This is a genomic window from Janthinobacterium sp. 17J80-10 (assembly GCF_004114795.1).
Taxonomy (GTDB): Bacteria; Pseudomonadota; Gammaproteobacteria; order Burkholderiales; family Burkholderiaceae_D; genus Paucimonas.
This window is the reverse complement of sequence record NZ_CP035311.1, coordinates 2,449,251-2,469,231: the sequence shown is the minus strand read 5'-3', so window position 1 is coordinate 2,469,231 and position 19,981 is coordinate 2,449,251. Positions and strand designations below refer to the sequence as shown.

Below are 19,981 nucleotides of genomic sequence, written 5' to 3'. Positions count from 1 at the left end.
CTATAGCATGAGCATTACGTTACGAGCAGTGTTACTTGGTGTGTTATCCATCATTAGCAATGCTAGTGCGGCTGTAACCAGGCATGACGTGTTGGAATGTGGGTTATCCGACGGTAGTAAATTCATTCTTCGTTCGGCGTATGAATTTTCTTTGGTTCCTTTGCCGTTACGTCATGCCTCAAGAGAGTCGAATAGAAAGGATTGGGAACCAACTTATTGGCGCCCTGGAAAAGACCCAATTGAAGTTCCAAGGACAGTGCGCTATTCAAGCAAAGCTAACCTTCACGCCCTTAAAGGCGTGTGCTCTCATTTTGGCTTGGTGAATGGGCATCCCATAATTGGAGCCAGTTACTTAAAGGACGATGGGACTTGGTTTTACCGGGAAGATTTTCCTTGGAAAAAACTGCAAGTAGAAATCCAAAGTATGCGTAACGATCTTACGCCGACCCAGAGCAAGCAATTGCAGAACGCAGGAATTAAACGGACTTCTGGAATTTCGCTACTTGCGCCAAAAAATACGCGCCTAGTTTGGGAGCAGCCATTGCAGCGGAAGCTGGAGGGATATGAATATGCTGTGATTGTTGATGCTGTCTATCAAGCATTTTCGGAGGATGGTGGAAAGACCTGGTCCGAACCTATAGTTACGACTAAGGCAGAACTGTTTGAAATTGGTAAGCCTTGGTGCGAACAAAGTTTTCTTGCGAAGCCAATTTCGATAAACGGGCAGGAAATAAAGACTGATTAATTTAAACGCTTGATAGAGAATAATCACCTTATGTGGATCCTCAAAAAATAAGCGTCATATGGCTATTAACCACATAACTCGTCGCTGAACTCGGACCCGCAACTAGGGCTGCCGCTTCGCGGCGGTGTTGCGGCCCGGTTAGCTCGGCGTTATGAGTCATGATCCGTTTGCGTAAGTGGATATTAGGTGTTCTAGTAGTCATTACGGTGACTCCTATAATTGCCTTACTAACTTGGTATGTGGCTTTCTTCCTGCCACATTTAAATGAGCTAAAGGCGCAAGCGAAGTACGGACAAGAAATTGTTCGTCCCGTAAAAGAAGCTCTTTACCCGCTTGCTATAGCGGCTGAAGGAGAAAAGGGAATTCGCATAGGAGCAATACGCGATGCGTACTGGTCCGTCTTATCTCGAAATAATGTGCCAGCTGTTAGAAGACATATCAATGAATGGCTTTGGATGCTTGTGAGCTATATTCATTTTGACGAGCGAGAAATATTCGGGATATGGGCAAATTGTGCGCTGCTCGGCTGCGACAAAGGTTTGCCAGAGGCGGCACGGAAATATTATGGGAAGGCTATTACAGAGATGTCCCAAAGAGAATTGGCTGGTCTGGTCGCTCTAATTAAATCGCCGACTGCATTTGCGCCTGGAAGCAAACGTTCTGAGAAAAGAATAGAAGTGATTTTGGAAGAAATTAAGCCCCATAACTCGTCGCTCAACCGGGACCCACAACAACAAGTTGCCGCTTCGCGGCGCCTGTTGTGGGCCTGTTAGCTCGGCGTTATACCGATTGAATACCAAGTTACGGTCATCGGTGCATCAGTGACACGTTCGGTTTGAAGTGGAATTGGTTTTTAAAGATTAAGCCCGTTGCGGCGGCCCGGACAGTGTGCCACGTGCGGTTGTCTTGGCAGGCAAGTCTAGCTGTGGAATTTTCGCCCTGCGGTTTTGACGAGCTCCATCCTGCCGTGGTTTTACTGACCTGCGGCCTTGGCAGCGATACGAGGCTATCGGTTTTTGGCAGGAGATGCAGTGAGCACGTTGCGGGCCTCCTGAACCAGTGGCAGTTTGGCGGTAGGCAGGTTTGGCAAGCAGCTTGGTGGACGGGACGCTGAGTCCTGTCCTAGGTATAACATTTCATTGGAGCGGGACCGTCGATGATAGCGTTAAAGAGTTCAACGGGAATGCAAGCCAAGTCGGTATCGGAACGGTCGGCGGCGCCGGCCCATCAATGAAGCGTTAGCTTGCATATGAACTTGAACTTTGTGATTTTTGTCGCGGCCCTATTTTGCGGTTCAGCTTGGGCGGTCGATGTTACGGCCAAGATGAAGTTTGTTGGCGAAGTCGACGGAGAAAAGATATACGAAGGGCGAACTCGAATAAATGGTAGGTACGTTATTGATGAGGATGGGGAGCTAAATTTTCGCCCTAATAATTCGCAATGGTTTATTGGATTTTCAAACGAAGAACAGGCATTGGAGCAGCTAAATTTAAACGATGCAGTTAAGAGATTAGATAACACAAAATTTTGCGGCTTGACGGGGAAAGCGCAGATAGAAATAACTGAGCTTTTGATTGGTCAAGGCCCGGCGCGAACCTGGAAAACAGCAACGCTATCTCAAGTCATCCGAAAAGACGTGCCAATTTATATGCGCTGCAAAGCTAACTCGTCGCTCAACCGGGACGGCGAAAGCCGTGCCGCCCTTTAGCTCGGCGTTAAATATACAAATATGACTCGCATACTCCTATTGCTAGTTCTCGTAACAAGTGCATTTTGTGCATACGCGCAAGAGCCGATACGGAAGTTTGGTATCGTACTTCTTCAACCGGATTTCGTTCTACAGAAGCGTGTCCCGAGTGTGGATGCGTTAGCCAACTACATTCGAGCAATTGAGGGAGAAATTGGTGGATCGATAGCACAGAGCGAAATGAAACCAATTAGTAGTGGATTCGTTGTTGTTGCAGTTCGTCCAGGCCAGAAGTCAAACGTATGGCTCGATTTTGAACCGAAGCTTCCGGCCGCTGTTTCAGAATCTGTTGTTGCAAAGATTCGTAAGGTTCAACCTGTGACGGTGCGCGAAGGGCCTGTGGTTTTCGCTATTAAGCTTGGATTATGGGGTGGGTCCGAGCCGGCTAAAACGGCGCCCTCACCATCTGAATGGCAGGCGGCCGCTCAGCGTGCGGGACGTCCACTTGAAACAAGCGACCTCGTCGAAAAGATTTGGCGTGATTAATTGAAAATTTGAAGCTGGCTATATGGTGGAAAAATATTTAACTCGTCGCTCAACCCAGACTCGCAACAAGAGCTGCCGCTTCGCGGCTACGTTGCGGGCTGGTTAGCTCGGCGTTAGCTTTCAATGAATATGATGCGCGAGATTCTAATTTTCCTAGTCATGGTGTGCCTCACACCGGCGCTTGCATTTGGTAGGCCGATACAAGCGGTCGTGATAAATGCGGATGTTGAGTCACCCGCATATCCCAGGATCGAATTCGTAACGGTTGGAAAAGCTTACGGTTTTAGCGATGAGGAAGTTCGCGGTAAGTTTCTTCGCGTAGTACTTGTGTCGCCAGAATTAGCTTACGATGCGCCTATCCTGAGAGTTGAAACTCTCACTTATGGTGACGAGGGGTGTTGCACAACGGTTGTCAATGCAACGGAGCTTAACCTTGGCGATCTTACTGATTGGTCGGCGGCAAAGGATCAGAATGGCTTTCGCTTTGGAAAGTGGCTGTCACCATCGTCATTTACATTTTCACTTGGCGCTCACCGATATGTGCTTCGGAATGCCAATCAAAAGAATTTACGGATCGAGGCGGCGAAATGAAAGCTAACTCGTTGCTCAACCCGGACACACAACATAGAGCTTGCCGCTCCGCGGCACATGTTGTGTGCCTGTTAGCGTGGCGTTAGCTTTCTTGGAATTGGCCATGCACCCGAAAAAAAATTCGATAAAAATATCGGCTGTATTTTTTGGTTTAGTGTTTACTTGGCTGACCATCACGGTGGTCACAAGCCGAGAAGCGCTGGCGTCAGTACTAATCCGCTTCTCGGACTTTAGAGAGATTGCGCCTGGAATTTATCTTGAGCCTGGTGGCCCACCCGGCGATAAGGACGATTTCCTTAGTTCGTATAAAGAGGCCAGAAGCCGTATCTCAAACGCGTATGGTGAATATTCTGCGCAGCCAATTATTATTGGCGGTCATTCGGACAAGATGCTGCGTTATGGAAATGGATTTGGAAGTTCCCACTTCCAACCTTGGGGGGCATACGTTGTAGTTGGCCCGCAAGGCCGCAATGTCGATGTAATCGCCCATGAATTGGTGCACGCCGAGCTTTTTCATCGGATAGGCTACTGGAAAAGAATGACGCAAATTCCAGCATGGTTTGAAGAAGGCGTTGCTATGCAAGTCGACTACCGAAAGCCATTTGACTTTGAAAATTTCAAGGGCAACGCGCCCACAAACAAAGAAAAGTTATGGTGGCAAGCACAGTTTAATTCTGGAGGCGGTGACGCTGTCACGTTCAACTACGCTTGGTCCAAGGAAGTGGTGCGATCATGGAGGCTTGGACATTCGCAAAGTCAATTTTACGAATTGTTGAAAGAAATCAGCGAGGGTAAGAGCTTTGAGGAAGCATTCGCTGCAAGTGGGAACAAAAGCTAACTCGTTGTTCAACCCAGACACGTACCCGAAAACTTGCCGCTTCGCGGCACAGGGTGCGTTCTGGTTAACGCGGCGTTAAATCTAATATGAACGTTACTAATATGGGACGAAATTTTTTATTCGCTTTGGCGCTGCTGTGCGTGACACAGACGACGATCGCTCAAAACTTTGATTGGGCACTGCTCCAAGGACAATGGGCTGAAAGCACGGACAATAAATTCGGCTGCCGCCCTGATAACTTGCATCATCGTTTTGAAGCCAGTAATGATAAAAAGTCTTTAAATTTTATGCTGGATAGAAAGTGGAAAGTTGGTACTGGAAAGGAAGTTACACAGTACTCCGCATCTATCCTAAAAGCAGAAGCGAACGTGCTGGTGATTAGCTATGGAAAGGATATTGGTGATCTGCCACCCGCAATGGCCGAATGGGAGCTTCGATTCATTGGACCTGGCACATACCGTTGGCGTTCTACGTCATGGCCAGAGGGGCAGTACAACACAGTCATTGGCGTGAAATGCAAAGCGTGAATAGATTTAACTCGTCGCTCAACCCGGACTCGCAACCAAAGGCTGCCGCTTCGCGGCGGGGTTGCGGCCTGTTAGCTCGGCGTTATACCTTCAAAATCCATTCCATAAACTAAAAATTGGAAATTCCATTGTCCTCGACCACGCTTGCCCCAGCCCCAGCAACTACATCTGCGCCTACACTTACGCCGGCGCCGGCGCCGGCGCCAACGCCAACGCCAACGCCAACGCCAACGCCAACGCCAACGCCAACGCCAACGCCAACGCCAACGTCTACAAAAGCGATCTGGACGCCGACAATTATTGCCTCCATGGTAGGGGCTATTTTTGGTGCAGCGGCGTCAATTGGCACCCAATACTGGATTACCTATAAAGGCATTGAAAGTCCAAAAATTGAGATAGAGAAAAAGAAGCTAAATCTTGAAAGTCAAAAGACGGAGCTTGATTTCAAAAAGGCTTCAATTGACGCGCACAAACAAATATTAGCGTTAACCCCAAATATCAATGCCAACTGCTCTGGTTCAAATATTGACCCATGGGTGTGGAGAGTGAGTTGTTCACTCAAGAACAACGGAATCTATCATGCAGACGTAAGCATAAATTCGGCAAGTATCAGATTGGCTCGAGATACTTCAGAGAAAGTGTACAAATCAGGGCAAGGTTTTAATATATCTTTTGCGAATGAAAAGAAATTTTTCCGGGCACCGCCACAAAGCTCAGGTGACCTTTGGTTTTACATAAATTTCAGCAAATCGGAGTACAAATCAGGTTTTTTCGCAAATGATATGGTGGCATTGGTGAATTTTCGCTTTGAGACTATTGATGCCATTACGAATTTTTTCATTACTCAATTCCCTGACTTGAATGATCAAATTAATCAAATTGGTCGTAATGGAATTGAGCATCATATACAGCTTCCTCCGGCTCTAACGCAATAAAATTGGTATAACTTGTTATTCAACGCAGACACGCGCCCAAGAGCTTGCCGCTTCGCGGCAAAGGGCGCGTGCTGGTTAACGCGGCGTTGTGCGTCAAACCAAAATGAAGCTAGCTGACTACACATCCGACGACCGTTATTTCGACTTTGATCCAAATTCCGGTCACTTCTCTCGAGTAAAACTATCCTCCCCTCGTAAAGATTGTAGTAATTTTTCGGGGATGGCACAGTTACTTCGTTCGCCTAGAGAAGGATCAGTACTCGTTGCTAGTTACGTTGCAAATGAAGAGGCTTGGATTTCTATCGGCGTTGAAAAATGGAAGCTCTTCGATGAGTCTCTTGTCATTAAGCACCGTGAAACTTGGGGCGGTTTTATCTGTGAACTTTCTATTTTTAAAGAAGATAGATGCACTAAAAAATTCACTTACTTTCGAATAGATTGGTTTTTGTTGGTTGATCCAACGTATGATCAATTGGATTTTTCTCTCGCGCATCTTCCCGTAGATTTCGTGCGGTCTGAGTTGACATCACTTCAGAAGCAACGTGAAGATTTTATTCAAATGTGGATGGGTAAAACGCCCAACTAAACGGTCGAACGGAGTCGCCGATGAAGACTTTTTACTATTTTAAGCTGGTGGCGGCTCCCCGCTCACCTCGACGTTAAGCCTATAAAACCATGACGGTCAGTGGAGTAAATATTTCACGTGTACTTATCGGGGCCTGTTTGGCGTTTTTTTCGTTGGGCCTCTTGTTTCGTGCTGTGTTTTATTCGCGTATGTACATTGCTCCAGGCGATCCATATGGTCTTGCCGACATAATTGAGTTTATTCTTGGGTGGGCTTTGCTTGGCCTACTTGGCATCTCAGGCATTACTGCCTTAGTTTTGGGTATCAAGGGGCCGCGTCAGAACCAAGTGGCTTCCGCGTGGTTGGTAGGCGTAGTCGTGACAATTGCCGTGCTTCTCATTCCCCTTCACAACTTAGCAGCAAGGTGGGCAGTGTAATGAAACGAAATTTGCTTAACTCGTTGCTGAACCCGGACGCGCGACAAAAGCTTGCCGCTTCGCGGCATATGTCGCGCGCCTGTTAGCTCGGCGTTGGGAGGCTTAGTGAGTCAAGAGATCGACCATCGGGAAATCTGGGACACGGCGATTGCCTCTGACCTAGTCGGAAAGATTTTGCTTGTTGGAGCAAGTTATTTTTCTGCTGACGGCACTTTCATCGAACAAGAGCAGTTTTATGGAAGGGTACTAAGTGCCAGCACGGATGAAGGAATTGTTCTTGAACTTGAGGGAAGTCGCTTAGGGGAGGAATTTACACTTCCACCTGATACCCGTTCAATCTATCGTGCGGCAGCAGGGGAATATAAGCTTCGATCAACCGGAGAAGTGGTGGTTGATCCGGATTTCACCGCAACCTACAACGTCCAAAAACATGCGGGTTAAACACGCCACCCAACTCGTTGCTGAACCCGGACACGCGCCAAAGACATGCCGCTTCGCGGCAGGTGTCTCGTGCCTCTTCGCGCGGCGCTATCGATATTCCTTTGACATCCGCTTCATGAGACGAAGAAAATGGTCGACTCGATAAGGTATTTGATTGCAGTGTTTCTGCTCTGCCTCGGCTTTTACTTACTGGTGGATCTTGTTATTTCAGGCTTTGATTTAGTTGTTTTGATCGGCTCAATTGGCTCCTTTGCATTGGCGCACTACGCTAAGCCAAAAAATGAATCTGGCGAGGAGTCTTCGTCATTCTTCGACTATTTGGATATCGTTATTGATTTTCCATTTAGACTGATTTCTCTTTGCTTAAGAGCGTTGAGCAAACCACTCAAAGGAGACGTTGATGGAATTGATTTATAACTGGTTATTACCATCAGGGCATTCATGTCGCATCCACTAATTTATGCCATGGCAGCACACGTGACCCTCGCTGCCTTTTTATACGTGCTGCTTACTGTAGCTCGAGCGCCTGCGATCTGGGGTGTCGGCCGTCTTGCCGATGGCAGCAATCCTTTTGTACACATTGAGCGTCGCATCAGCGCGAATCTCTCAAACCAGTTTGAGTGGCCGCTTTTTTTCTATGCCGCCTGCCTGATACTGATTCAGACGCCGACGCACGACATCGCGCTCCTGCTGGCATGGATCTTTGTGATCGGGCGGGTGATACATAGCGCCATTCAAATACTGACCGCCGATGTTCGCCTGCGGGGCATTGTTTTTACAATCAATTTCTTGGCGGTCCTTGGTCTTTGGGCAATTATTGTCATAAACTCGCTCAAGCATCGCTAGCCTGCCCGCTTGCAAATGGCCAGAAGACTTGCCATTTTTCTGCAATTCCCACGCATGCATCGCCAGTTCGCCTGGCTGTTAAACATGGATTCGATATGGACGAGCCATCATCAGAAGAAAACGCACTGAGGCAAGCACACGTCAATAAACTTGTCAGCTTTTCGGCATTAACGCGCATCAGGCGCCTGGTAGACGAAAGTAAGGATGCGGAAAAAGCGCAGCGCAGAGTTGCGAAAGCATGTTTCGTCGTGGCGGGTTCGCTGGGCGCTCTGGTTGCTGCACTGTACATTTATGATGCAACAATTTTAGCGGCAATTGCGCGATGTGGAACGGCAGTCTTTCGCTAGTCATGCCGCGAGAATGCCCCCGCTTCTGCCCTTGTGTTTGGCGCCAAGAGGTAACAATATGATTTGACCGCGTTTGCGGTGTCACGGCAGAACTGGCAGGGAAAACCCTAGCAGCTTGCTGCTTTGTCCGGCCGGAGAATCTCCATAATGGGATCCAGTCTCGCGGATTGGTAATCGGCGAGCCAATCTTATACGAGGGGGAGCCGTCCATGCTGAACGAACGTGAAGTCGAGAGCTGTTATCTGGGTCAATTCATTCCTGTCCATTATCACCATAACATGCTCATGGATGATAACCGGATGAAGAACTTCAAGGCTGCGATCAGCCATGCCGTGCGCCCGGGAGCGAAAGTGCTCGAGCTTGGCGGCGGTACCGGCGTACTGTCCTGGTTTGCCGCAGCCAATGCCAGCAAGGTTTGGTGCGTTGAATACAATCCGGACCTGGTCAAGGAAGCGCGCCGCTTTCTCGCGCTGAACCCTCATGGCCACAAGGTCGAAGTGGTGCAGGCCGACGCCTTCGAGTACCTGCCGCCGGAACCGGTCGATGTCGTCATTTGCGAAATGATTCACGTTGCCATGTTGCGCGAGAAACAGGTCGAAGTGATCGAGGCTTTCAAGCAGCGCTACCTGCAACGCTTCGGCGGACCATTGCCCCTGTTTATTCCGGAAGCGGTTGTCATGGCGGTGCAACCCCTGCAGCAAGACTATAATTTTGAGGGCTATTGCGCGCCAATCGTGCAGTTTCAGGCGCATACGCTCCATCCTGGCACCGTCGACATGGCGTTGCCGTCGGTCTACAGCATCCTGGATTTTAGTCAGCCAACCGATACCTTGATTCGCTGGGAAGGCAGCTTTCGGATGGAGGGAAGTGGCACCTTGAATGCGTTGCGGTTCATCACAAAAAACATTCTGACAGTTTTGATTGAAGAATCGACAACAATCGATTGGCTTAACCATTACATGGTCTTGCCACTGGCGAAGCCGCTGCGGGTGTGGGCGGGCGATGAAGTGCGTGTCAGTTTTCAGTATCGTGCCGGCAATTCAATCGCATCGTTGCAAAATGCGATGCAGGTACAACATTCCGGGGCACGAATCGAAACGGATCTTCCAGCCTACGCCTGTGCCTGAAAGGCGTTTGGGGAGATAGCCCTTGCTGGAGTTGCTAGCCAGCAAGGGAAAATCAAAAGTTGTCTTTAATTACACGCTTTTGGCTTGTCAAACGATCCGCCGATTTCGCGGATCCACTGGCCTACGCGTCCAGGCAATGGATTGCTCATGTCGAGCGCAACCGCGCCGTAGCGGTCGGTATGAATACTGAGCTTGGGATAATAACGTTCAAGTTCCTGTTTCCAGCGCTTGAATGAAACATGGGGCAGTTTAGTCATGACTCTTCCTCCAAATTAAAGCTCGCATGCAATCCGGCACGGGCCCCCCCGGGTTGGTTGCCTTCCGGTTGCAAATTGCATTACTCCTACTAACGCGCGAAGAAATGATTTGGTTGAATCCTGAGACAAGATTTTTTAAATTATTTTTTCTTGAATGGATTCAAGATGCCTAGGTTGGCCAGCCAGCAAGGACTGTAAAGTACGCTGTTGAAAACGCAGCACGGCAGCGCATTTCTTGCGCTGCCGTGCTGCATTTCGAACAGTTGGCTTGGCGGTGTCAGTGCCGCCAGTCCTGCACGAATCGCTCGATGTCGGTTTTGTCCCAGGACGCGATATTCTTGTCGATCTCTTGTGCAACAAGTTTTTGCGATTCCTTGCTGAGGTTCTGGCGCAGCAGGCCCAGGAACTTGGGGGCGGAGATGACGCACAGGCGATCGAAGCGATGCTCGTTGCGGGCCTGTTCGAGGTAGTCGCCGATTTCTTTGGAAAACACGGCGTTTTCATGCTCCACCGGCAAGGTTTCAGCTTGCCCATCGTGCGTGCCGCCGAGCGCTCCCTTGGACAGGTTGCGCCGTTCCGGCTTGCCGGTCAGGATTTCCTTGTCTTGCGCGTGGCCGGCGGGGTTGGCGAAGTCCTGCACTTCCTGGAGGTGGTGTTCCACGTCCAGTTCCTGAAAAATGCGCACGCGGCTGCTGTCGGCAGCCAGTATCCAAGTGGTTTGCATGGTTCTGTCCCGATGAAAATGTTGTCACAATTGGACTGATGTGCCGCACTTTCGTTCGGCACAAACCTGCCGCAAACCCCGCACCATGGCTGCCTAGAGGCTTGCTTCGAGCACTTCCCGGCTGATCGCCACCGTGACATCGCGATGTTCGCCCAGAGTAACCATGCGGTGCGCTTCGAGCTGCGCCAGGAGCGGATCGATATGGGTTGCATTCAGGCCATAGTCGGACAGGCGCGTCTTGACGCCCATGTGTTCGAAGAAGGTGCGGGTTTTGCCGATGGCGGCTTCGATGCGCTGGTTGTCGTCGCCTTCGCTAATGTTCCAGATGCGGCTGGCGTATTGCAGCAACTTGGCGCGCTTGGCTTCCTTGCGTACTGCCAGCATGCTCGGCAGGATGATGGCGAGGGTCTGGGCATGGTCGAGGCCATGCAGGGCCGTGAGTTCGTGCCCGACCATGTGGGTCGCCCAGTCTTGCGGGACGCCCGCGCCGACCAGCCCGTTCAGGGCCAGCGTCGCACACCACATGATGTTTGCACGTACGTCATAGTCCAGGGGTTCTGCCAGCGCCTTCGGGCCTTCCTCGATCAGGGTTTGCAAAAGGCCTTCGGCAAAGCGGTCTTGCAACGGCGCATTGGCTGGATAGGTCAGGTATTGTTCCATGACATGCACAAACGCATCGACCACGCCATTGCCGACTTGCCGTGGCGGCAGGGTAAAGGTGGTGGTGGGGTCGAGCACGGAAAACTGCGGAAACACGTATTTGCTGGAAAAAGGCATCTTCGCCTTCAGCGCCTTGCGCGTGATGACGCCGCCATTGTTCATTTCCGAGCCGGTCGCCGGCAAGGTCAGCACGCTGCCGAAGGGCAGGGCGCTGATGACGTTGCCACCCCTTTTTTCCATGATTTTCCAGGGATCGTCTTCAAAATTGACGGCAGCGGCGACGAACTTGGTACCATCGATGACCGAGCCGCCGCCGACGGCCAGCAGGAAATCCAGCTTTTCGCGGCGTACCTGTTCGACTGCCTGCATCAGGGTCTCATAGGTCGGGTTGGGTTCGATGCCGCCAAATTCCTGCACCACACGGCCTTGCAGGGCAGCCTGCACCTGCGCGAGCACGCCATTGCTCCTGACGCTGCCGCCCCCGTAAAGAATCAGCACACGCGCCGTTGCCGGCACGGCCTTGGCGAGGTCGGCGATGCGGCCCTTGCCAAACAGGATGCGAGTGGGATTGTGGAAGTCGAAATTGAGCATGGATGGTTCTTGTTAATGTTAAAAATTACGCCCAGTCTTTGAGCAAAGCGGGGCCTTCTTACGGTATGGGTAACATAAGATAACCTTAAAGATGCGTTTTTGCACAGGACCGATTCAAGCAAGGAGCAAGCATGGCCAGTGAAGGGTTTCACGAAGCAAGCGATCAATTGTCGGATGAGACGAAGGACATGCACCGCGCCATCGTTTCCCTCATGGAAGAGCTGGAAGCGGTGGACTGGTACAACCAGCGCATGGATGCCTGCGCCGACCCGGAATTGCGGCGCATCCTGGAGCATAACCGCGACGAGGAAAAGGAGCATGCCGCCATGGTGCTGGAGTGGATCCGCCGCCGCGACGGCAAATTCGATCACCAGTTGCGCGAGGTGTTATTCAAGGATGGGCCCATCGCCGGCCAGCATGAAAATTAGCGGACTCAAGCCACTGACAGCGGCAGCGTGATGCGCACCGACAAGCCGTGGATGTCGCGGTTGCTGACCTGGAGCGTGCCGTGGTGCCGCTTGACCAGGCGCTCGACAATTGCCAGCCCCAGTCCGGCGCCATTGGCCTGGCTGCGCGCCGTATCGAGCCGGGTGAAGGGACGCAGCATGCGCTCGATTTCCTGTGCCGGAACGCCCGGGCCGTCGTCGGCCACTTCAATGATTGCCTGGCCGTTTTCGCGCCTGCAAACAAGCTCGATGGTGACCCTGGAAGCCTCGTCGATGCGGGCGTAGCGGCGGGCATTCTCGATCAGGTTGTTGACGGCGCGTTTGAGGTCGATGGGCTGGCACTTGACGGAAATGCCCGGGTCGATGTGCGGCACGATGTCGACATCTTGCATCCGCGCCGCGTCGCGGGCAATTTCCTGCAGCAGCGCCGACAGGTCTGTCGTGCGCATGGCGGCCGGGTCGTCCGGCCGGGCGTAATCGAGGAACTGGCCGATGATGGCGTCCATTTGCCCGAGGTCGGCTTGCATGCCGGCGCGGGCGTCGCTGTCGAGACTGGCCATTTCCACTTCGAGCAGCATGCGCGCGATCGGCGTGCGCAAGTCGTGAGAAATGCCGGCGAGGATCAGGGCGCGGTCGGATTCGATGCGGTCGAGGTCATTGACCATCTGGTTGAAGCTGCGGTTGGCTTCGCGGATTTCGCGCGGACCTTTTTCCGGCAGTGTTTCAGGCTTCTGGCCACGGGCAACCGCACGCGTGGCGGCAGTCAGGCGCGCCAGCGGCAGGTTGACGAAGCCGGATATGAACAGGGCGCCGGCCAGTGCCAGCGCGAGAGTGACGGTGCCCCAGCCAAGCCATTGCACGCCGGAGGAACGGTCGATGCGGGCGCGATCGAGCATCAGCCAGTAGTCGTCGCCGGCGATGTCAAAGCTGATCCAGAATCCATCCACCTCATTGACGCTCCTGGCAAAGCGCGTGGTCGGGCCGAACTTGGCGCGCACCTGTTCCTGCACCAGGGGCGCAAGGCTGCCGCCGCTCAAGGGCTCGACAATATCGCTGTCTTCCAGCGGATAGACGCGGATGCCTTCATTGCTGGCCAGGTCGAACAGCAGTTCGCGCCGCAGCTCAGGGGCCGAGTGTGCCAGGGCCGCGCGCGTAATGGTGACGATGGAAACCACTTGTGCGGCGATCTGGCGCGCGCGAGGAGCACGCTCGACCGAGCGCACGCCCCATACCCAGGCGGCCATGCTGACCGTGATCAGCAGTGCAAGCAGGATGAAGGTGCGCCAGAACAGGCCGCTTTTCAGCCAGGACAGTCGCTTGGCAAGCAGGGACATTATGGTCTAGCGCGGCTGGCCTTCGGGAATGAACACATAGCCCAGCCCCCAGACCGTCTGGATGTACAGCGGATTGGAGGGGTCCGGTTCGATCAGCTTGCGCAGGCGCGAGATCTGCACATCCAGGCTGCGGTCGAATACCTCGTACTCGCGGCCGCGCGCCAGTTCCATCAGTTTTTCGCGCGAGAGCGGCTGGCGTGCATGGCGGGCGAATACCTTCAGCACCGAAAATTCTCCCGTCGTCAGGGATACGGATGCGCCATTCTTCTTGAGGGTGCGCGTGCCCAGGTCGAGCACGAAATCGCCGAACTCGAAGACCTGCGGTTTTTCCGAGGGCGCACCCGGCGCTTCTTCCGAGCCCTTGCGGCGCAGGACGGCATTGATGCGGGCCACCAGTTCGCGCGGGTTGAAAGGCTTGGGAAGGTAGTCGTCGGCGCCCATTTCAAGGCCGACGATGCGGTCGACGTCCTCGCTTTTGGCCGTTAACATGATGATCGGCGTCTGGTCGCCGGCGCCGCGCAGGCGCCGGCAGATGGAAAGGCCATCTTCGCCGGGCAGCATGAGGTCGAGGATCAGCATGTCGTAGCGCTCGCGCAGCCACAGCTTGTTCATGGCCTGGGCATTTTCCGCGGTGACGACGTGAAAACCCTGTTCCGTCAGGTAACGGCGCAACAAGTCGCGCAGGCGCAGGTCGTCATCGACCACCAGCACCCTGGCTTGCGGCGTGGCGGGATTTGCGTTGGCAGTGGAATTTGTCGTATTCATGCTGCTATGGTACCGTCAGTATTCTGTTTAGCAATAGATGTGCGCCCATGCATTACAAAGTGTTACACACTTTACCAAACACCTTCTTATAGTGGCGCGGGAAGCGGCATACACTTGCTTCATGGATGGTAGGGCCCCGCGGGGTGCCTGCCGGCAGTTTGAGCTTGCGCGGAGTTTTTGGAAAGAAATTTTATGAAATTGGCACTCGGAAAATTGGGCGTGGTCGCGTTGCTGACGTTAGGCATGACGGGCGCGTTTGCGCGTACTGTCCATGACTGGCAGGGTGGCGGAACCGCTCTTGAGCGCCAGATGGAATGGGCACAAGCCTCGCAGGCGCGTCGTGGAAATGATGATCAGCAACAGTATGATCGCCGTGGCGGCGGTGGCGGCCAGGATGGCCGGGGCGGCCGGGATAACGACCAGTTCCGCAATGGCCCGCCGCAACAAGGCGGTTACTGGCAAGCGCCGCAGGATGACGGACGGCGCGGCGGGCGGATGTCGCCGGAGGAACGTCGCGAACTGCGCCGCCAGATCGATGAGGCAGGGCGCAACATCTATGCCCCCCGGGGACGTTGATTTGTTTTTAGCCCAGGGCCTTGAACAGCATGCTGGTCGCTACGACGCCCAGAATGGCAGCAAAACCGATTTGCACCTGGCGCCCGGAGACTTGCCTTGAAAGCAGGCGCCCTGCGATCATGCCCGCGGCAATTGCAACGGCAAAGGCGACCGTAATCTGCGGGGGCAGTACGGCGCCCTGCCGGATGGCGCTGGCAACGCCGCCGGCGCTGACCAGGGCAGTGACCATCAGTGCCGTGGCGACCACCCCATGCATGGAAATGTTCGTGAAGCGCTGCAGCAGCGGCACCATTGCAAAGGCCCCGCCGACGCCCAGCAAGCCGGCCAGAAAGCCCGTCAGCGCGCCAATCGCGCCGAGCAGCAGGGCAGTGGGCCAATTCCAGTGAAAACGTCCAGTGTCGGGATTGACCCAACCGGCCTTGCGCGGTGCAATCGATTCATCCGAATCGGCACTCTTCTTGTATAGCTGGCGTGCGGCGGCGATCAGCATGACGCCGGAAAACAGGATCAGCAGCCATGTTTGCGGCAAGGCGTGCGCCAGGCGCATGCCCAGCGGCGTCAGCAGCATGCCGACCGCCGCCATGAGAAGTGCCGCCTTGTAGCGCACCAGGCCTTGCCGCAAGCCTTCGAGCGCGCCGATGCCGGCACCGATTGCCACCGCCACCAGGGCGACCGGGGCGGCTTGCTGCATGCTCCAGCCCTGGCTGAACACCAGCGCCGGCACCGACAGGATGGCGCCGCCGGCACCGGTCATGCCCAGTACGGTGCCGATGAACAGGCCCAGGATCAGGGTAAGGGTCATGCCGGCGATCCCGATGCCCGCGTATGCCTTGCGCGGCTGCGTTCGATGGCTTCATACATCACCATGCCGGCGAGCATGGCCACAACAAAAATCACGCCTTCGGCCATGCCGCTGCCCAGCAATACCAGCGCCGGCCCCGGGCATATGCCTGCCAGGCCCCAGCCGATCCCGAAAAGAAAATTGCCGCCGACCAGGCGCTTGTCGATGTGGCGCGCGCTGGGCAGGTGCATTGCCAATCCCAGCAAGGAAACCGTGCGCCGCCTGGCGAGGGCAAAGGCGCCGACACCGACGGCGATGGCGCCGCCCATGACCATGGCCAGAGACGGATCCCAGCGGCCGGCGAGGTCGAGAAAGCCAAGCACCTTGGCGGGATTGGCCATGCCCGCCACAATCAGGCCCAGTCCGAACAACAGGCCAAAAACGAAGGCAAACAGTGAATTCATGGCATCAGGCTCCCAGCAGATGGCGAACGACAAACACGGTCAGAAAGCCTGCACCCATGAAGGCCAGCGTGGCTACCAGCGAGCGCGGCGACAAGCGCGACAAGCCGCACACGCCATGGCCGCTGGTGCAGCCGGACCCATAGCGCGTGCCGATACCGGTCAGCAGGCCCGCGCTCGCGAGGACCGGCCAGCTGGTGTCGATTTGCGACGGCGGCAGCGCGGCGAATAACTGATACGCCAGCGGCGCGACCAGAATGCCGCCTATGAAGGCGATGCGCCAGGACTTGTCGCCGGTCCTGGTTTCGATCAGGCCACCCAGGATGCCGCTGATGCCGGCAATGCGGCCATTCACCAGCACGAAGCCTGCAGCGGCCAGGCCAATCAGTAGCCCGCCCAGGAGCGCGGCCCAGGGTGTAAAGTTGTTCCAGTCGATGGTCATGTCACACTCCTTGCCCTTGCGGACAATACAGGTCGTAGAGGGTCTTTAGCAGGGTCAGTACTTTAATATCAGCAATGGAATAGTAAATGCGTTTGCCGTCACGGCGGGTATTGACCAGGCCATCATTGCGCAAGACGCCAAGTTGTTGCGACAGGGTGGGTTGGCGGATTTCGAGCAAGCCCTCCAGCTCGCTGACCGACTTTTCTCCCTGGACCAACTGGCAGAGCAGCATGAGGCGGTCAGGATTGGACAGGACATGCATGACATTGCCGGCCCTGGCGGCGGCGGTCCGCATGCGTTCGATATCCAGCCGGGTTTCGGTCAGTTCCATAAGCGCTCCAGGTTCACCTGACTATAATATATGATATTATAAACTATAAAGTAATATAGTGTTTGTCTGATGGAGCGTGAAAATGCAGCCACAAATTGCCTCGTTCTTTGACGATGCCACGGGTACCGTGACCTACGTCGTCTACGATGAAAAAGGCGGCCACGCGGCAGTGATCGACCCGGTGCTCGATTACGACCACAATGCGGGCCGAACAAGGACCCATGGGGCCGGGCGCATCGTGAATTTCGTGCGCGAACAGGGCTTGCGCCTGGAGTGGATCATCGAGACCCACGCGCATGCCGACCACTTGTCGGCCTCGCATTTCATCAAGGAGCAGCTCGGCGGCAAGATCGCCATCGGCGAACAGATCCGCACGGTACAGGGCGTGTTCAAGAAACTGTTCAACCTCGGCGAGGATTTTATCGGGGATGGCAGGCAGTTCGATTATCTTTTCAGGGACGGGGAACGCTTCAGCATTGGTCAGCTCGATGCCGAAGTGCTGTTCGTGCCGGGCCATACGCCGGCAGACATGGCCTACAAGGTGGGCGATGCGGTTTTTGTCGGTGACACGCTGTTCATGCCGGACGTCGGCACCGCCCGTTGCGATTTTCCAGGGGGGGATGCGCACAGCATGTATCGGTCGATCCGCAAGCTGCTGTCGCTACCGGACGGCACGCGGCTGTTCATGTGCCACGACTATCCGCCGCACGGCCGCGAACCCGTGTGGGAAACGACGGTGGTGGAACAGAAACAAAAGAATATCCATGTGCGCGAGGGCGTGACGGAAGAACAGTTCGTGGCAATGCGCCAGGCGCGCGATGCGACCCTGGACATGCCGGTGCTGATTTTGCCCTCGATCCAGGTGAATATCCGCGCGGGCGAAATGCCGCCGCCGGAAGCCAATGGCGTGAGCTATTTCAAGATTCCGGTCAATGCAATGTGACGGGCAGGGAGCAGTATTTTTTTTCACTTAAAAAGGAAAACATCATGCAAGCAAATGTAGGCAACATCGACCGCATCATCCGTATCGTCATCGGCCTGGCCCTGATCGGCGCAACGCTCATAGGTGCGATCGGTGCGTGGGGCTGGATTGGCCTGGTACCGCTGCTGACTGGGATTTTCAGCCGCTGCCCGGCTTACAAACTGGTCGGATTGAATACCTGTTCGCTGAAACGCTAAGGGTATTCTCATCCCCGAATTCGGCAGCCTCCACGCAGGCGCGACGACTAGGCGCCCTTCAGCATCGCCTTGATGCCCCGGATCGCCTGGCGGATGCGCGCCTCGTTCTCGATCAGCGCCATGCGCACGTATTCGTCGCCATATTCGCCAAAGCCGATCCCCGGCGATACGCACACCTTGGCTTTTTCCAGCAGCAGCCGGGAAAATTCCAGCGAACCCAGGTGGCGGTACTGTTCCGGAATGCGTGCCCAGATGTACATCGAGGCCTTGGGCTTGTCCACCATCCAGCCCGCTTCGTGCAAGCCCTTGACCAGCACGTCGCGGCGGCGCTGGTACTGCGCCCGGATTTCTTCCACACAGCCCTGGTCGCCTTCGAGCGCGGCGATCGCCGCCACCTGCACTGGCGTGAAACTGCCGTAGTCGTGGTAACTCTTGATGCGCGCCAGCGCCGCCACCAGTTCGCGGTTGCCGACCATGAAACCGATGCGCCATCCCGCCATGTTATAGCTCTTCGACAGCGTGAAAAATTCCACGGCAACGTCGCGCGCGCCCGGTACCTGCATGATCGACGGGGCTTTCCAGCCGTCGTAGACGATATCGGCGTAGGCCAGGTCGTGGACTACCAGGATGTCATGCTCCTTCGCCAGCCTGATCACGCGCTCGAAGAAATCGAGTTCGACGCACTGCGCCGTCGGGTTGGAAGGAAAACCCAGCACCATCATCTTCGGTTTCGGATAGCTTTCGCGAATTGCCCGCTCCAGCTCGGCAAAGAAATCCACCTCCGGGCTCATGCGCACCGAGCGGATATCGGCGCCCGCGATCACCGCGCCCCAGATGTGGATCGGGTAACTCGGGTTGGGCACCAGCACGGTGTCGCCGCGGTCCAGCGTGGCCAGCATCAGGTGCGCCAGGCCTTCCTTGGAACCGATGGTGACAATCGCCTCGCTGTCGGGATCAAGCTCGATGTCGTAACGGTCCTTGTACCAGTGCGAAATTGCCCGGCGCAGGCGCGGGATGCCTTTCGAGGCCGAATAACCATGCGTGTCGGGCCGCTTGACGGTGTCGACCAGCTTGTCGACGATATGCTGCGGGGTCGGACCGTCGGGATTGCCCATCGAAAGGTCGATGATGTCTTCGCCGCGCCGTCGCGCAGCCATCTTGAGTTCGGCCGTGATGTTGAAAACGTAGGGGGGAAGGCGATTGATGCGCGCAAAGCTGCGCGGCTTCTGGGATTGAGCCATGCATTGTTCTCCGTAAGCGCCCGGAACCGTCCGAGCGACGCTGGAACTGTGTTCCCTTGCGGGATGTTCCGTGAATGATTCTAGCGAAGGAATCTTATTGAGGCAATGGGGAAATCGAAGCGCTTCGGCATGGAGGCAACACTAATGCTCGCTGACGCGGCCGCGCATGGCCTTGATCTTGCCGCGGGTCGCCTTGCTGTCCATGCGCCTGGCCTGCGAGCTGCGGGTCGGCCGGGTCGGCTTGCGCACGGGTGGCAGCACAGAGACGCTTTCGACCAGTTCCTGCAGGCGCTGCAGCGCGTCTTCCTTGTTTTTTTCCAGGCTGCGCGATTGCTGCGCCTTGATGACTACTACGCCTTCGCGCGTGATGCGCTGGTCGCGCAGCTTCAACAGGCGTTCCTTGTAATGCTCGGGCAGCGAGGAGGCGCCGATGTCGAAGCGCAGGTGGATGGCGCAGGAGACCTTGTTGACGTTTTGCCCGCCGGGGCCTTGCGCGCGGATCTGGCTGAACTCGATTTCATTGTCGGGAATGACGACGGGATGGGCGAGGGACATGGCGTT

The 19,981-nt window shown here is 54.9% G+C and carries 29 protein-coding genes; 18 read left to right on the top strand and 11 right to left on the bottom strand.

Annotated features, from left to right (window positions below):
* The first annotated feature begins 7 nt into the window (after nt 1–7).
* The 14 genes from EKL02_RS11050 to EKL02_RS10980 all read left to right on the top strand — a co-directional run bounded on the left by EKL02_RS11050 (nt 8) and on the right by EKL02_RS10980 (nt 9,632).
* Nucleotides 8–745 carry a hypothetical protein gene (locus EKL02_RS11050; protein WP_128902103.1) on the top strand — a complete coding sequence of 246 codons (738 nt, stop codon included), beginning with the start codon at nt 8–10 and terminating at the stop codon, nt 743–745.
* A 158-nt stretch (nt 746–903) separates the two neighbouring features.
* Complete coding sequence (locus EKL02_RS11045; RefSeq protein ID WP_128902102.1) at nt 904–1,518, top strand: transglycosylase domain-containing protein; 615 nt, start codon at nt 904–906, stop codon at nt 1,516–1,518.
* A gap of 482 nt (nt 1,519–2,000) precedes the next feature.
* On the top strand, nt 2,001–2,453 hold the full coding sequence (locus tag EKL02_RS11040) for a hypothetical protein (RefSeq protein ID WP_128902101.1): 453 nt from the start codon (nt 2,001–2,003) through the stop codon (nt 2,451–2,453).
* Between the two features lie 21 nt (nt 2,454–2,474).
* Complete coding sequence (locus EKL02_RS11035; RefSeq protein WP_128902100.1) at nt 2,475–2,978, top strand: hypothetical protein; 504 nt, start codon at nt 2,475–2,477, stop codon at nt 2,976–2,978.
* Between the two features lie 123 nt (nt 2,979–3,101).
* Nucleotides 3,102–3,569, top strand: coding sequence for a hypothetical protein (locus tag EKL02_RS11030; RefSeq protein ID WP_128902099.1), 468 nt, complete (start codon nt 3,102–3,104; stop codon nt 3,567–3,569).
* Nucleotides 3,570–3,672: 103 nt separating this feature from the next.
* On the top strand, nt 3,673–4,407 hold the full coding sequence (locus EKL02_RS11025; RefSeq protein ID WP_128902098.1) for a hypothetical protein: 735 nt from the start codon (nt 3,673–3,675) through the stop codon (nt 4,405–4,407).
* 86 nt (nt 4,408–4,493) lie between these two features.
* Nucleotides 4,494–4,934: a hypothetical protein gene (locus EKL02_RS11020; protein WP_128902097.1), complete on the top strand. Its 441-nt coding sequence runs from the start codon at nt 4,494–4,496 to the stop codon at nt 4,932–4,934.
* Nucleotides 4,935–5,062: 128 nt separating this feature from the next.
* Entirely contained in the window at nt 5,063–5,869 is an 807-nt protein-coding gene (locus EKL02_RS18360) for a hypothetical protein (protein WP_206732379.1), read from the top strand.
* A 103-nt stretch (nt 5,870–5,972) separates the two neighbouring features.
* A complete protein-coding gene (locus EKL02_RS11005) occupies nt 5,973–6,455 on the top strand; it encodes a hypothetical protein (RefSeq protein WP_164932013.1) in 483 nt (160 codons plus the stop codon).
* Between the two features lie 521 nt (nt 6,456–6,976).
* Nucleotides 6,977–7,312 (top strand): hypothetical protein, encoded by a 336-nt coding sequence (locus EKL02_RS11000; protein WP_128902093.1) that lies wholly within the window; start codon nt 6,977–6,979, stop codon nt 7,310–7,312.
* A gap of 129 nt (nt 7,313–7,441) precedes the next feature.
* On the top strand, nt 7,442–7,729 hold the full coding sequence (locus EKL02_RS10995) for a hypothetical protein (RefSeq protein ID WP_128902092.1): 288 nt from the start codon (nt 7,442–7,444) through the stop codon (nt 7,727–7,729).
* A gap of 24 nt (nt 7,730–7,753) precedes the next feature.
* Complete coding sequence (locus EKL02_RS10990; protein ID WP_128902091.1) at nt 7,754–8,158, top strand: MAPEG family protein; 405 nt, start codon at nt 7,754–7,756, stop codon at nt 8,156–8,158.
* Nucleotides 8,159–8,253: 95 nt separating this feature from the next.
* Complete coding sequence (locus tag EKL02_RS10985; protein ID WP_128902090.1) at nt 8,254–8,505, top strand: hypothetical protein; 252 nt, start codon at nt 8,254–8,256, stop codon at nt 8,503–8,505.
* Between the two features lie 209 nt (nt 8,506–8,714).
* Complete coding sequence (locus tag EKL02_RS10980) at nt 8,715–9,632, top strand: methyltransferase domain-containing protein (RefSeq protein WP_128902089.1); 918 nt, start codon at nt 8,715–8,717, stop codon at nt 9,630–9,632.
* A gap of 65 nt (nt 9,633–9,697) precedes the next feature.
* Here EKL02_RS10980 and EKL02_RS10975 read toward each other — a convergent pair whose 3' ends face one another.
* The 3 genes from EKL02_RS10975 to yqhD form a co-directional block, all read right to left on the bottom strand.
* On the bottom strand, nt 9,698–9,889 hold the full coding sequence (locus EKL02_RS10975) for a hypothetical protein (RefSeq protein WP_128902088.1): 192 nt from the start codon (nt 9,887–9,889) through the stop codon (nt 9,698–9,700).
* A 277-nt stretch (nt 9,890–10,166) separates the two neighbouring features.
* Nucleotides 10,167–10,613 (bottom strand): host attachment protein, encoded by a 447-nt coding sequence (locus tag EKL02_RS10970; RefSeq protein ID WP_128902087.1) that lies wholly within the window; start codon nt 10,611–10,613, stop codon nt 10,167–10,169.
* Nucleotides 10,614–10,706: 93 nt separating this feature from the next.
* Nucleotides 10,707–11,864: an alcohol dehydrogenase gene (gene yqhD, locus EKL02_RS10965; RefSeq protein ID WP_128902086.1), complete on the bottom strand. Its 1,158-nt coding sequence runs from the start codon at nt 11,862–11,864 to the stop codon at nt 10,707–10,709.
* Nucleotides 11,865–11,995: 131 nt separating this feature from the next.
* Here yqhD and EKL02_RS10960 point away from each other — a divergent pair, with 131 nt between their 5' ends.
* On the top strand, nt 11,996–12,292 hold the full coding sequence (locus tag EKL02_RS10960) for an encapsulin-associated ferritin-like protein (RefSeq protein WP_128902085.1): 297 nt from the start codon (nt 11,996–11,998) through the stop codon (nt 12,290–12,292).
* A gap of 5 nt (nt 12,293–12,297) precedes the next feature.
* On the opposite strand, the gene EKL02_RS10955 is transcribed toward EKL02_RS10960, so the two are convergent.
* Together EKL02_RS10955 and ompR are read right to left on the bottom strand one after the other, a co-directional pair.
* Entirely contained in the window at nt 12,298–13,644 is a 1,347-nt protein-coding gene (locus EKL02_RS10955) for a sensor histidine kinase (RefSeq protein WP_128902084.1), read from the bottom strand.
* A 6-nt stretch (nt 13,645–13,650) separates the two neighbouring features.
* Nucleotides 13,651–14,409 (bottom strand): two-component system response regulator OmpR, encoded by a 759-nt coding sequence (gene ompR, locus EKL02_RS10950; protein WP_128902083.1) that lies wholly within the window; start codon nt 14,407–14,409, stop codon nt 13,651–13,653.
* A gap of 192 nt (nt 14,410–14,601) precedes the next feature.
* Here ompR and EKL02_RS10945 point away from each other — a divergent pair, with 192 nt between their 5' ends.
* Nucleotides 14,602–14,985, top strand: coding sequence for a hypothetical protein (locus EKL02_RS10945; protein ID WP_128902082.1), 384 nt, complete (start codon nt 14,602–14,604; stop codon nt 14,983–14,985).
* Between the two features lie 7 nt (nt 14,986–14,992).
* Here the strand turns inward: EKL02_RS10945 and EKL02_RS10940 are convergent, their stop codons facing one another.
* Genes EKL02_RS10940 through EKL02_RS10925 form a run of 4 tightly spaced genes read right to left on the bottom strand, consistent with a single transcriptional unit; the run spans nt 14,993 to nt 17,000 of the window.
* A complete protein-coding gene (locus EKL02_RS10940) occupies nt 14,993–15,787 on the bottom strand; it encodes a sulfite exporter TauE/SafE family protein (RefSeq protein WP_128902081.1) in 795 nt (264 codons plus the stop codon).
* Nucleotides 15,784–16,230 (bottom strand): YeeE/YedE family protein, encoded by a 447-nt coding sequence (locus tag EKL02_RS10935; RefSeq protein ID WP_128902080.1) that lies wholly within the window; start codon nt 16,228–16,230, stop codon nt 15,784–15,786. The genes EKL02_RS10940 and EKL02_RS10935 overlap by 4 nt, the downstream gene beginning before the upstream one ends.
* Nucleotides 16,231–16,234: 4 nt before the next feature.
* On the bottom strand, nt 16,235–16,669 hold the full coding sequence (locus tag EKL02_RS10930) for a YeeE/YedE family protein (RefSeq protein ID WP_128902079.1): 435 nt from the start codon (nt 16,667–16,669) through the stop codon (nt 16,235–16,237).
* A 1-nt stretch (nt 16,670) separates the two neighbouring features.
* Entirely contained in the window at nt 16,671–17,000 is a 330-nt protein-coding gene (locus EKL02_RS10925; RefSeq protein ID WP_128902078.1) for a metalloregulator ArsR/SmtB family transcription factor, read from the bottom strand.
* A gap of 82 nt (nt 17,001–17,082) precedes the next feature.
* On the opposite strand from EKL02_RS10925, the gene EKL02_RS10920 reads away from it, so the two are divergent.
* Together EKL02_RS10920 and EKL02_RS10915 are read left to right on the top strand one after the other, a co-directional pair.
* Entirely contained in the window at nt 17,083–17,943 is an 861-nt protein-coding gene (locus EKL02_RS10920; RefSeq protein ID WP_128902077.1) for an MBL fold metallo-hydrolase, read from the top strand.
* Between the two features lie 44 nt (nt 17,944–17,987).
* Nucleotides 17,988–18,179: a DUF2892 domain-containing protein gene (locus EKL02_RS10915; protein WP_128902076.1), complete on the top strand. Its 192-nt coding sequence runs from the start codon at nt 17,988–17,990 to the stop codon at nt 18,177–18,179.
* 47 nt (nt 18,180–18,226) lie between these two features.
* Here the strand turns inward: EKL02_RS10915 and alaC are convergent, their stop codons facing one another.
* Nucleotides 18,227–19,420: an alanine transaminase gene (gene alaC / locus EKL02_RS10910; RefSeq protein ID WP_128902075.1), complete on the bottom strand. Its 1,194-nt coding sequence runs from the start codon at nt 19,418–19,420 to the stop codon at nt 18,227–18,229.
* A 141-nt stretch (nt 19,421–19,561) separates the two neighbouring features.
* The gene (arfB, locus tag EKL02_RS10905; RefSeq protein WP_128902074.1) at nt 19,562–19,975 is read right to left on the bottom strand and encodes an alternative ribosome rescue aminoacyl-tRNA hydrolase ArfB; all 414 of its coding nucleotides are present in this window, start codon (nt 19,973–19,975) and stop codon (nt 19,562–19,564) included.
* Nucleotides 19,976–19,981: the final 6 nt, after the last annotated feature.